Annotated in this window: 10 protein-coding genes; 4 read left to right on the forward strand and 6 right to left on the reverse strand. The window is 41.0% G+C overall.

Annotated elements, in window-relative coordinates; genetic code table 11:
- Positions 1-98: 98 nt before the first annotated feature.
- Positions 99-1,151 (reverse strand): hypothetical protein, encoded by a 1,053-nt coding sequence (locus FHW89_RS20695; RefSeq protein WP_172336961.1) that lies wholly within the window; start codon positions 1,149-1,151, stop codon positions 99-101.
- A 72-nt stretch (positions 1,152-1,223) separates the two neighbouring features.
- Between FHW89_RS20695 and FHW89_RS20700 the strand changes: the two genes are divergently transcribed.
- The 3 genes from FHW89_RS20700 to FHW89_RS20710 all read left to right on the forward strand — a co-directional run bounded on the left by FHW89_RS20700 (position 1,224) and on the right by FHW89_RS20710 (position 2,774).
- Positions 1,224-1,796: a thymidine kinase gene (locus FHW89_RS20700; protein WP_172336962.1), complete on the forward strand. Its 573-nt coding sequence runs from the start codon at positions 1,224-1,226 to the stop codon at positions 1,794-1,796.
- Between the two features lie 133 nt (positions 1,797-1,929).
- Positions 1,930-2,307, forward strand: a complete 378-nt coding sequence (locus tag FHW89_RS20705; RefSeq protein ID WP_172336963.1) for a two-component system response regulator — start codon at positions 1,930-1,932, stop codon at positions 2,305-2,307.
- 275 nt (positions 2,308-2,582) lie between these two features.
- Positions 2,583-2,774 (forward strand): cold-shock protein, encoded by a 192-nt coding sequence (locus tag FHW89_RS20710; protein WP_076378023.1) that lies wholly within the window; start codon positions 2,583-2,585, stop codon positions 2,772-2,774.
- 197 nt (positions 2,775-2,971) lie between these two features.
- Here the strand turns inward: FHW89_RS20710 and FHW89_RS20715 are convergent, their stop codons facing one another.
- Entirely contained in the window at positions 2,972-3,832 is an 861-nt protein-coding gene (locus FHW89_RS20715) for an RNA polymerase sigma factor RpoD/SigA (RefSeq protein ID WP_172336964.1), read from the reverse strand.
- Positions 3,833-4,147: 315 nt separating this feature from the next.
- Positions 4,148-6,610: an AsmA-like C-terminal region-containing protein gene (locus FHW89_RS20720; protein ID WP_172336965.1), complete on the reverse strand. Its 2,463-nt coding sequence runs from the start codon at positions 6,608-6,610 to the stop codon at positions 4,148-4,150.
- 161 nt (positions 6,611-6,771) lie between these two features.
- Here FHW89_RS20720 and FHW89_RS20725 point away from each other — a divergent pair, with 161 nt between their 5' ends.
- Positions 6,772-8,067, forward strand: a complete 1,296-nt coding sequence (locus FHW89_RS20725; protein WP_172336966.1) for a pepsin/retropepsin-like aspartic protease family protein — start codon at positions 6,772-6,774, stop codon at positions 8,065-8,067.
- On the opposite strand, the gene FHW89_RS20730 is transcribed toward FHW89_RS20725, so the two are convergent.
- The 3 genes from FHW89_RS20730 to FHW89_RS20740 all read right to left on the reverse strand — a co-directional run bounded on the left by FHW89_RS20730 (position 8,068) and on the right by FHW89_RS20740 (position 11,350).
- Positions 8,068-8,661, reverse strand: a complete 594-nt coding sequence (locus tag FHW89_RS20730) for a DUF4202 domain-containing protein (RefSeq protein ID WP_172336967.1) — start codon at positions 8,659-8,661, stop codon at positions 8,068-8,070.
- A gap of 11 nt (positions 8,662-8,672) precedes the next feature.
- Positions 8,673-10,580: a chloride channel protein gene (locus tag FHW89_RS20735; protein ID WP_216650646.1), complete on the reverse strand. Its 1,908-nt coding sequence runs from the start codon at positions 10,578-10,580 to the stop codon at positions 8,673-8,675.
- Positions 10,581-10,654: 74 nt separating this feature from the next.
- Positions 10,655-11,350, reverse strand: coding sequence for a Crp/Fnr family transcriptional regulator (locus tag FHW89_RS20740; RefSeq protein ID WP_172336968.1), 696 nt, complete (start codon positions 11,348-11,350; stop codon positions 10,655-10,657).
- Positions 11,351-11,757: the final 407 nt, after the last annotated feature.

Genomic DNA, 11,757 nt, shown 5'->3' on the forward strand with positions numbered 1-11,757 from the left:
GTAGCCTTTAGCCTTTAGCCTTTAGCCTTTAGCCTTTAGCCTTTAGCCTTTAGCCTTTAGCCTTTAGCCTTTAGCCTTTAGCCTTTAGCCTTTAGCCTTTAGCCTGTTGGGTATCTTCGTTTGAGCAGAGCATAAAATTTTTCGGCAGTAGCGGGTTTGCTTTCCCAGTTGTTTTTTACAACATAGTTGGTTTTCAAAAAGCGCTCCGCTTCATCAAATGAATTAAAGCGGTTGGCTATTTCAATAGCTTCGCTGTAGGCCAGGCTGTAACCATTAAACAAGTCTTTGATATAAAGTAATTTATCATTCAGGTTAATGGCCGATTTTAGATCGGTAATAGGTAAAACAGCCGCAGGTGACGTGGTTGCTGCTACTTTATCTTTTTCGGCTTTTAATGCCGATATTTTTTGATTAATGGTCAGTACTTTATCGTCGGTTACGGCTTTGCCTTTATTGGCGTGATCTGGAGTCTGTTCCGCATCGGTTACGGTGAGTTCCTGTTCGGCAACTGGTTGAGTATCTGCCTCTACCAGGGGTAATTGTTCGGTAAGCTCTTCCTGTTCAAAATGATCTTCTTCATCTTCCCATTCTGCAGCTTGTTCAAGCTCCAATTCTTCTTTTACCGGCTCTTGTTCATGACGCTCAAATGAATAGGTATCACCCGTACTTTCGACCTTCAGATCAATGGTTGGAGCAGACTGCTGTTCTTCCTGTACAGGTGCAGGCTCCGGCTCGTTTTGAACAGGGTTATACGGTGGCTGAACAGGTATTGCTGGAATATCCTGGCTTAACTCCAGTTTGGTTTCGGCAACAGGTTTTTGTTGTACAACGGGTTCAAAATAGCGGGGCTCGGTTACTGGCTCCGGCTTTTTTTCAATAGGTGCCGGAGGAGGCAGAGGCAATGGAATAGGCTTACTTATTTCTATTACCGGTTCGGGTTTTTCGGCAACAGGTACCGGCAGAACCGGGTTGGCACGCTCATGCAACCGGCGTAATATTTCGGCATGATCTTTTAAAAAATGGGCGTTAGCAACAAACAGCTCCAATTCCAATTCGTTCAGTTCGCTGCTTTCGGCTTCAAGGTAATTATATTGGTCATTAAGCTCTTTTAAAATTCCACCTATCTTTTTAAATACATCCAGTTGCTTCATGGCTTTAATCTTAGAAAAATGCTTATCAAAAATAGGATTAAATTCTGATATTTGCCCTCCACAATAGTCAGAATGGTATTTAACGAGGAAATTTTTAAACGTAAAAGTGAATTAGGCGGAAGTATTGAACTGATCTGCGGATCTATGTTTTCTGGTAAAACAGAAGAGCTCATCAGAAGGCTTAACCGTGCTCGTATCGCGAAGCTAAGAGTAGAGATATTTAGCCCTAAAGCCGATACCCGTTTTGTTGAAGATGCCCTGGTTTCACACAATGCTAATTCTATACCTTCAACCCCGGTTGATAGCGCTTCGGCCATATTGTTACTCAGTAGCGATGCACATGTTGTAGGTATTGACGAAGCCCAGTTTTTTGATGATGAACTGCCCGAAGTTTGCAACATATTGGCTAACAAAGGCATTCGTGTAATAGTTGCAGGTTTGGATATGGATTTTAAGGGCCGCCCGTTTGGTCCAATGCCAGCTATTATGGCCATTGCCGAGTCGGTTACCAAATTACATGCTGTTTGTGTGAGATGTGGTAATCCGGCGCTTTATTCATATCGTTTGGTTCCAGACGAAGCCAAAATACTCCTTGGCGAACAGGAAAGCTATGAGCCTCGATGCCGTATTTGCTACCATAGCTAAAAGATCAAAATTATTTTGCTATAAATCCCTCTTTTCCAAAACAAAAGGTAGCACATCATGTGTTTATATTTAAGGCAGGATGTGGTTTAATTATTAATTATAATTAATTGCTCCTGCTTTAAGCAAAGCATCTATGGCCAAAAAAATTTTTGTAATAGAGGATGATAAAGACATCAGGGATACCATTGTATATGTGCTGGAGGAAGCAGGCTACGAGGTAATTGCCTCGGATAATGCCAGGATATTAAAAAAAGTTAGCGAGCTGGAGCCCGATCTGATATTGCTTGATAACTGGCTTACCGACTGGACAAGCGACCTGAGCGGGCAGCAACTGAGCAAAGCTTTGAAGAATGATCCTGCAACCAGTCATATCCCGGTAATACTTATTTCGGCGGTAAATAACTTAAAGGAAATTGCCAAAGCAGGCGAAGCGGATGGCTACATTCAAAAACCTTTTGACCTTACTCAATTAACAGAGGTTGTAAAGCGCCATATCAAAATAGATCTTTAAGCGTATCAAAGGTTAAGATTGCGATAACAGAGGTGATACTAAGCATAGTTTTATCCGGATTTGTAAAAAACAGATAAATATTAAAGGAAAATTTACTGTGTTATTATTACACTAAGTATTGATCGGAATCGCCTGTTTTAAGGTTATATTTAGCTGCTGGCAGATGCTTTTTCAGGAAGCGTTTATCAGGTTAATATAAAGTATTAAAACTTAATTGGCTTATTTATAATTAATTGTTAATTATTAACCGTATCTTTACTTAATTAAATAAAAATATAATGCAAGGAACAGTAAAATTTTTCAACGAAAGCAAAGGTTTTGGATTTATTACACCAAGTAATGGTGGTGCCGAAGTTTTTGTACATGCCTCAGGCCTTATTGACACTATCCGTGAAAACGACAGTGTTACCTACGATGTAGAGCAAGGTAAAAAAGGCTTAAATGCGGTAAATGTAAAAGTAGGTTAATAACTATCATTATAAAATCGTACAAGCATCTGCACATTGTGTGGGTGCTTTTTTTATGCTTGGATTTTTCTTGCCTATTTGTCATTTTGAGCGATAGCGAAGGATGACATACAAGGAAGGAGAAATAGAAACAAAAAAGGCCGATGGTAAAACCATCAGCCTTTTTTATAAAATTTGGGCGCTGTGCGCCCGCAATATTAGTTCAAATACGATTGTAAAAGATTTGATTTGGAATTATGACGCAAACGCATCAAAGCTTTATCCTTTAACTGGCGTACACGTTCGCGGGTCAGGTTAAATTTCTCGCCTATTTCTTCCAAAGAATGCGGAGCGTAGCCACCTAAACCGAAGAATAAGATGATCACCTCGCGGTCGCGTTCGGCAAGGATGCTTAATGAACGTTTGATCTCTTGTGATAGTGAGTCCATCATCAGTTCGGTATCAGTTGCCGCATCGGTACTTTGCAGTACGTCAAGCAAAGTGTTTTCTTCGCCCTGGATAAACGGAGCATCCATAGATATCTGGCGGCCTGCATTACTCAGGGAGTCGGCTATTTTATCAACAGATATTTCCAGGTCATCAGCCAATTCCTCTGGTGTAGGCTGTCTTTCAAACTCTTGCTCTAGTTTTGAAGCTGCTTTATGTATTTTGCTTAATGAACCAATTTGGTTTAAAGGTAAGCGCACAATACGTGATTGCTCTGCAACTGCCGATAATATCGACTGGCGGATCCACCATACGGCATATGAAATGAATTTAAAACCTTTGGTTTCATCAAAACGTCTGGCTGCTTTAATCAGGCCTAAGTTTCCTTCGTTGATAAGGTCGCCCAAAGTAAGGCCTTGATTTTGATACTGTTTTGCTACTGACACCACAAAACGAAGGTTAGTTTTGGTTAACCTTTCTAATGCGGCCTGGTCGCCCTCACGGATCTTTTGTGCCAGGATCACTTCTTCCTGCGCACTAATTAAATCTACCTTGCCTATTTCATGCAGATACTTTTCAAGCGACTGAGACTCGCGGTTGGTAATGGATTGGGATATTTTAAGTTGTCTCATTTTTTTGAATAGATTTTTTTCAAGCTAATAAACAGTCCGATAAGATTTTTGTCCGGTTAGCTTTAACCGGGCGGTATTAAAAAATAAATTAAATTAAACTTTGCTTCCGTAAATTTTACTATACCCGGGATAGTTACGAGGGTTGGCTAATGCTGTTATTGCAGTACGAAGCGTGGTGTTAGTAACCAATAAATGTTTAATCAAATGTATGATCTCTTAAATGGATGCACAAAGATACTCAATTAAATGCTATTATTGTGTCAAAATTACATGACGCAAGGATGTAATAACGGTTTATTATAGCCTTTTTTTAATTTAGTTGGTTATTTCGGCGCTGGTCTCTTCTTTTTTCGCTCTGTTCTTGTTCCATTTTATTTTAATCTTGCCGTCGTCGCCGTCTGTAGCTAATATATGTAAAACAATACCCTTCATGCGTTTTTTATTTCGTTCAGTTTGATCAACTATAGCGGTATCTTTTTTAGGATTACGCAATGGTATATCAAGCGCTATATTGGTACCTTTTGAAAGGGAATATACGCCGGCTACATCCATGTTGAGCACACTCGAGTTGATTTGCATAGGACTGATGTTGATCTTATCGCCGTCAATATCAAACTTACCCTTCAGGTTTGAAAAGGTGATATTCTTCAGATCGCGGAAAGGGAACGCGAATTTCCCTACACTTGTTATCGGGCTAAAATTAATCAAGGCCCCTTTTTGCAGATCGATGGTGGCTGTTCCCTTTAATGATCGTGGTACCAGATTACCATCATTATTGATCCCGCCTGTAAGATGAGCCTGCGCCGATAAAAATCCTCTAAGGTTTTTTGATGAAAAGCTCTTCAGGCCAAAATCATTAAACGATTCAAAAAAGTTGCTTACATTTACATTATCAACCTGCGTGTTAAGCAAAAAGTTATTCACCTTGCCATTTTGTACCAGGTTGCCGGCCAGTTTTAACGACCCGCCCGCGTTTTTAACGCTAACATTTTGAACTTTTATAATATTATTATCCAGCAACAGATCGGCAGTGGCATCGGTAGCTAAAAACTTTTTATAATAAACTTTGGCAACACGCAGATGCAATTCGGCCCTGCCTTTGTCAAATGCGGTGTTGAGTTTGTTGTTCAAATTTATTTTGGTATTTTTTGTTTTAGCCGGCGCTTCGCTTTGGCGGGCATTCAAAAAGCCTAAAAATTCGGCTATATGTAACTGCGGACTTGTTATTTGCCATACGATCAGTATTTTCTCAGGGGCTGTGTAGTACAGATTTAAAAAATTACTCACCTTTCCTTGCATATTTACCACACTATTACCCGTTTGCAAGCGGATATTATTCATATACAAATCGTTCTTATAAAATCTCAGTGCTATACCCGTATTTTTAAAATGAAGGTTACGCGGTAAATAACTAACATCAGCATTTTTGATGTTAACTACACCGTCCAGCACAGGTTTGTTTAACTCGTAATTTACCAGGTCGGCTTTGTAAGCCATGGTAATATCGGCGGTACCTTTTGTAAACTTAAGGCTCTGCTCGCCAATAACGGGATTAAGTTTTTCCACGTCAAATTTTGACCGGAATATACCGGTGGCTACCGGCGTATTCAGGTTATTAATAAAAGCGGTATCAACTGTAAAAGGCAAACCCTTGTAATCGCCATTGAAATGATAAAGCTTAATAACCGAATTTTCATCGCCCAACCCTTTGCCGTTGATATAATTATTGCTAAATACCCCATTAAAACTGCAATTATTTATATTGCCGCCCGGAGTAGTTAATGTATTATCTTTTACCTTACAGGTAACAAAGATCAAAGGATCTCCGCCTCCGTTAAAACTACCTTTTAAGTCGCACTTTACGGCGATTGGTTTGTCCAGATCAAACATCCGGAGGCTTTTAGTAATATTGGCCGCTAACAGGTTTGATGCACTTCTCCAAAGGATATTATCGTTAGCTATATTTATGGTAAAGTCTGTGGATTTTTGAGCCAGGTTAAATTGTGCACCAATAGTGAAGGTATCATCGCCAATATCCAATTTGTTAGGAGCAACGGTGATCAGTTTGCTTTTGTTTTCATAGCCGATATCAAAAGGCCCATTAAGCAGCTTGTCTTTCATGAAACTCCCTTTTCTGGTATTGAACGAGAAACTTTTTACCAGCGTTTTTAGTTGAAGGTGAGCCCTCCAGCCTGTAGCAGGATAATCCATTCTGCCATCAATATCCTGCACTTCAAACTGGAATAATTTATAAGCCTTCCGGTCGTCGACAACAAAGGTAACGTTGTTTAATTCAAAGCGTTTTATTTGGGTTGATGAGTTGCTCTTATCCTTGGTTTTTGGCGTATTTTCAGGGCTCTTGCTTTTAAAAACGGCAGTATTACTATAGCCTGTACTGTCTGTAAACAGATCAATTTTGGCATTGCTGATCTCTATTTTATTGATATCGACTGTGCCCTTCAGCAAAGCGCCGGCATTTACAGAAACATAAATATCATTCGCGCTGAGCAGTGTATGGCGATGGCTGGCCCACAGTTTATCTTTTAAGGTTACATTTTTTAGCGCCACAGACACACCTGGGAATCCCTTGAAAAAGGTAGGGTCAAGCCCGCCGATGGTAAGCGTGCCATTGATGTTTTTGTTAAGCTCGGTAGTGATCATGGTAAGCACTTTTTGCTTGTTGTAAATCACATAAGCAGTAACAATGATAAAGGCTATTATAACCAATGCTATAATACCACCTAATATTTTTAATAATGTTTTAACCCACTTAGGCATATTTATTAATTTAACAATAAAGGGTTAAACAATCTAATTGTTTGAAAACAAAGCTCCTTGTTGTGAAAAGTATATTCTTTTTTACAAAGTTTAAGGAAATTATAAACAATATGACGTAACAAAACTTTGCCTTAAATATCTTAATAATTTATTCCGTTGAAATGAAAATACGCTGCCTGTTAACCTTAACCATAATGCTGTTTGCCATTGAATTGCCCTTATCAGCACAGATAAAGCAACTTAATGAGCTGGTATATACCAAACAATATACGCAATTAGAGCAGGTTTTAAGCACCTCTCATTTATCGGCAAATAACCGGATGCTTTATCAGGCATTTTTAGCCAACGTATTTAATCAGCCCGAAACATCAAGCGTATTGCTTAAAAAAATATTTGCCGGTAAAATAGGGGCAGGCGACAGTAAATTGCAGTTTTACCTGCACCGTATTGCTTATGATAATTATGTTAAACTAAGTCAATACAAAGGGGCGCATACAGCTGCCGAACAATTGGTTAAGGATTACCGTGCCATGTTTAGCCCAAGTGAATTAACCGATCAGCTGGACGAAAACAAGATATGGGCCGCGCTTGCAAACACTCCTGTTCAGCAGGTGCAGAAACAAGCTTCATCAGCCATCCCGGTAAAAAAAGATATGGCCGGTTTGTGGAATATCCCGGTGCAGCAACAGGATAGCAGTTATCTGTTCATTTTTGATACCGGCGCCAATATATCAACCATAACCGCCACCTATGCCCAAAAGCTGAACCTGGATGTTATTAAAAGCTCCGAAGTGCGCATAGACGGTGGCATGAACGGTGTGAGCAGCAAAGTGAAATTAGGCATGGCCAAACATTTACATATTGGTAAAGTGCAGATCAATAACGCCTTGTTCCTGATATTTCCGGATAGCGCATTAAGTTTTGCGGGCGGGGCCTATAAAATAAACGGAATTATTGGCTTGCCCATTATTAAAGCATTGGAAGAAATAACCATTGCCAGGGATACTATGCATATACCTTTAGTGGCTGATAAAAGGCCTGTGCCACATAACCTGGCGCTTGATCTGTTGCAGCCCATTATATATATGGATTATCAGAGCAAGGCATTACCTTTTACTTTTGATACCGGCGCACAGGGGACTTTATTTAGCGATAATTTTTATAAGCGGTTTAAAACCCAGCTGGATAGCATTTCCAAAAAAGACAGCCTGCAAATGGGAGGGGCCGGTGGTTCAAGACGAATGAATATTATCAAGGTGCCTCAACTCACTTTCACTGTTGATCATAAGCCGGTACTCTTCCGCAATACCCAGGTAAGCCTGGAAACAGCCCAGGTAAGCGACAAATATTACTATGGTAACATAGGGCAGGATATGTTTATACAGTTTACCAGTATGACCATCAATTTTGTAAATTCATCTGTTTCCTTTGGTGATAGAAAAGAACCGGCGAAATGATTAGTTGCTGTTGATCAGTTTCAAAGCCTCCTGAATATAATGCATCCCCTGATCAGAATAAGGCAGGGTTAATGCAAACTGGTGCCCGTGCGTATCCATTTTTAGCAGTGACTTTTTGAGAATATTGATCACCTTGTCGGCTTCGTACTTAGGATGAAAATCCTCATATTGAAACTGCAGAAAAACCAGGCAAAGGGCGTTTTCCATGGTTTGCACATCAGGATCAACCTTAATCTTTTGTTTTAATAATATCTGCCTCACCCGGGCAATTTGCTCTGGAGTATAACCTGCATCTTCCATCATAGCGGTAGATTTTTCGGCATGGTGCAGGGCAAGGTCTTTACGCCATTTTAAATAAGCCTCACGGCCATCGGGATAGGTATTACGGGGGATTTCCCAGCGACCGATATGCTGGCTCCGGGAGGCCAATAATAATTCCTCGTTGGCATCAGGTTGCAATTGTTTTACCCAATCATATAGTTTAATGGCCAAAAAATATTCCTGCGGATAACTTTTGCCTTCCCAGGTAAAAGTGTGAGGATCTTTTTGATTATAGGCATCAAATTGCCCAAAAGCCGCGCTTAATTTACTCATGATTATAGTTTTTAACCAGAATACTCTTTCAACAATTGCCGGTAGCGGTTTAAAACACTTGATTTGGATATAAAGCCTACAAATCTATGCTGATCAACCACCGGAAGGTTCCAGGTATTGGTTTCATCAAATTTCCTGACAATTTCCCGCACATCATCTCCGGCATCAATAATAGCGGGTGGGGTAACCATTACTTTTTGTACGTTTAGTTCATCATAAAGTTCTTTATTGAACATCACAGGTCTGATATCATCCAGCAGGATAATACCTTCCAGTACGTGATCTTCATTGGTTACGGCGATGAAGTTTTTCTTACCTACGCTGATCAATCCAATTAATTCTGTGAATGATGCATAAATGCTGATTTCCTGTACGTCATGGTCGATCAGATCGGGCGTATGCAATAGCAGGAGCAGGTTTTGATCGTGTTCACGGGTAAATATTTTGCCCTCTTCGGCCAGTTGCTTCAGATCGGGCGATATGGCCGAGAAACGTTTGGCAATCAGGAACGATATCACCGAAACGATCATCAACGGTATAAAAAGATCATACCCCGAACTGGATTCCGCTATCAGGAATATGGCCGTCAAAGGGGCATACAACACGCCGCTCATTACCCCGGCCATGCCTACAATAACCATATTGGTTACCGGCACATTCGGGATACCCATCTGTGTGCATACTACCGCTATAAAATAGCCCAGCGTACCGCCTGCAAATAACGATGGCGCGAAATTACCGCCATTACCGCCGCCATAGATGGTAATGGAGGTTGCAAAGGCTTTTAACAGGCAAATAAAGCCCAGAAACAACAAAATAAACCACTCATGAAAAGTGAAGTATTTAAAAAAGCTAACCGCTACCACCGCCTCTATCTTACCCGTAGCCAGCACCTTAATGGTCGAATAACCTTCACCAAATAGAGGCGGAAACAATACACAGAGTATAGATAGTAATAACCCGGCAATGATGGCTTTTTGCAACCTGCTCCTTTTGAGGTGTTTAAATTGGTGCTCTACCCATTGCGATATCACCACAAAATAACGGGCATATAAACCACAGGCAATACCCAGTACAATATAGAACGGTATATTTTTGTAGTTGAATGGGTTGCGGGATGTAAACTGAAATAAGGCCTCCTCGTTCAGAATGATCCTTGATACCAGGCTACCGCATACAGCAGCTACCACCAAAGGAATAAAATCAGTAAAAACCACACCAGTGAGCAATATTTCAAAGGCGAACATCATCCCTGCTATAGGGGCATTGAATGCCGAAGCTATACCTGCCGTAGCACCTGCGGCCAATAGTAGTGTACGGTCTTTATAGTCAAGCTTGTAGGTTTTGGCGAAGTTGGAACCAATGGCCGAACCCGTTACCGCGATAGGGCTCTCTAAACCCGCCGAACCACCCAAACCCACCGTAATGGCGCTTTGCACTATCTGGGAGTACATTTTTACCGGTGATACCAGGCTGGAGTTCTGTGCTATTTCATACAGTATGGCTGGGATTCCTTTACGGTCGTTGCCCCGGTAAATGTATAGTACTACGAGTGTAGTGATCACAATACCGAGCAGGGGAAATACCACATAAAACACGATTTGTTGCTCGAACTGGAATTTGGAGGTGATGAGATAATGGATATAATGCACCAGCATTTTTAAAACAACCCCAGCCAAACCCGCCGTACAGCCCACCAGGATACCCGATAGTATCAGGAAATGACTGTGCGAAAGATTGTTTCGCAGCCAGAGCAGCACTACCTCATAACTCCTGACCTTTTGAACACTGTTGGCCCGGAAATCGCGCTGAAACTTAAAAAAGTTATGAAACCGCCTTAATTTGCTGTACTTGCTCAATGAAAAACCTCCCGGCTGCAATTTAGGTATAAATTCAGAACAAGAGTTTAAGATATTCAAATCGGGTAAATTAGATGGTAGTTATATCTGTCCTGAGGGATTCTGAAACAAGTTTAGGATGACAGAACAAGCTGCTACCTCTTCCGCCCCAAAGTCATTTCTTTCAGAGCATCCTCGTTCAGGAGCTTGAAGCTTTTGCCGTCGAGGGTGATAAGCTTGTTTTGGATAAATTCCTGTGTTACTTTAAAAAACGTTTCGTACACAACGCTTGCGTAGGAGGAGATATCCTGCCGGGTGAGTTCAATATCCACATAACCATCAGTATTTAAGCCAAACTGGTTACGGAGAGAGAGCAGTGCCTGTGCAATGCGTTCTTTTACCGGCATATGCGCCAGGTTTCGCATTCGTTTTTCCGATTCCTGCAGCTCATTGGCAAAAAACTTCATGAGCTTGTACGTAAGCTGACTGTTTACATTTAATGACGATTCAAAGAAATCCATAGCAACGTAGCAAACAATTGCCGGTTCAATAGCAGTTGCCGATATAGGGTAGGTTGATGTTTCGCCCAAACCTAAATGACCTACAATATCGCCCTGTTGGGCAAACCGCAGGATGAGGTCCTTTTCCTGGTCCCACTGTTTGTGGACTTTTACCACGCCCTGATACATAAAGTATATGCCGGTTACGTCATCGCCCTCCTTAAACAGCTGTTGCCCTTTTTTCAAGGTGATGTTCTGTTTGTGGGCGCCTATAGCCGGTAGCCAGTCTTTGAGGCTGTTGCGGCACAAAAAACAGGTGCTCAGATCGCAGGTGTTGGCGGCTTTTGTCATAAATGTTGTGCAATAATAATTATTTAATTGTTAGCCTAACCTAAGTTTAGCGACTCACCCCGATGTCGCTGCGCTTGTCACCCCTCTCTCCGCTTTGCGCATAGAGGGGGATACATTACAATTTCCGCGCGTCATTGCGAGGTACGAAGCAATCTCTATGCTATACAGAGCCACTCTGCTTATCGGGGATTGCTTCGTACCTCGCAATGACGCGTGTATTAAAAAGCGTAGACCGAGTCGATTCTACTCATCACAATAACTTACATGTGAGTTATTGTTTAAATAATACAATTAATATTAAAATGTAAAATTAATGTTTTATTTATATTGTTTATGCAATATTTGTAATGAAAATATTCTAATTTTGTACCCCGAAAAGCTGGCCCAAATAATCATTTGCCGGCATC

This window comes from Mucilaginibacter sp. SG564 (genome assembly GCF_013149275.1).
Classification (GTDB): domain Bacteria; phylum Bacteroidota; class Bacteroidia; order Sphingobacteriales; family Sphingobacteriaceae; genus Mucilaginibacter.

What these genes read in the sequence shown, in the direction of transcription:
- FHW89_RS20715 (WP_172336964.1), bottom strand. Translation starts at nt 3,832, where the DNA reads ATGAGACAACTTAAAATATCCCAATCCATTACCAACCGCGAGTCTCAG.
- FHW89_RS20720 (WP_172336965.1), bottom strand. Translation starts at nt 6,610, where the DNA reads ATGCCTAAGTGGGTTAAAACATTATTAAAAATATTAGGTGGTATTATA.
- FHW89_RS20705 (WP_172336963.1), top strand. Translation starts at nt 1,930, where the DNA reads ATGGCCAAAAAAATTTTTGTAATAGAGGATGATAAAGACATCAGGGAT.
- FHW89_RS20740 (WP_172336968.1), bottom strand. Translation starts at nt 11,350, where the DNA reads ATGACAAAAGCCGCCAACACCTGCGATCTGAGCACCTGTTTTTTGTGC.
- FHW89_RS20695 (WP_172336961.1), bottom strand. Translation starts at nt 1,151, where the DNA reads ATGAAGCAACTGGATGTATTTAAAAAGATAGGTGGAATTTTAAAAGAG.
- FHW89_RS20730 (WP_172336967.1), bottom strand. Translation starts at nt 8,661, where the DNA reads ATGAGTAAATTAAGCGCGGCTTTTGGGCAATTTGATGCCTATAATCAA.
- FHW89_RS20700 (WP_172336962.1), top strand. Translation starts at nt 1,224, where the DNA reads ATGGTATTTAACGAGGAAATTTTTAAACGTAAAAGTGAATTAGGCGGA.
- FHW89_RS20725 (WP_172336966.1), top strand. Translation starts at nt 6,772, where the DNA reads ATGAAAATACGCTGCCTGTTAACCTTAACCATAATGCTGTTTGCCATT.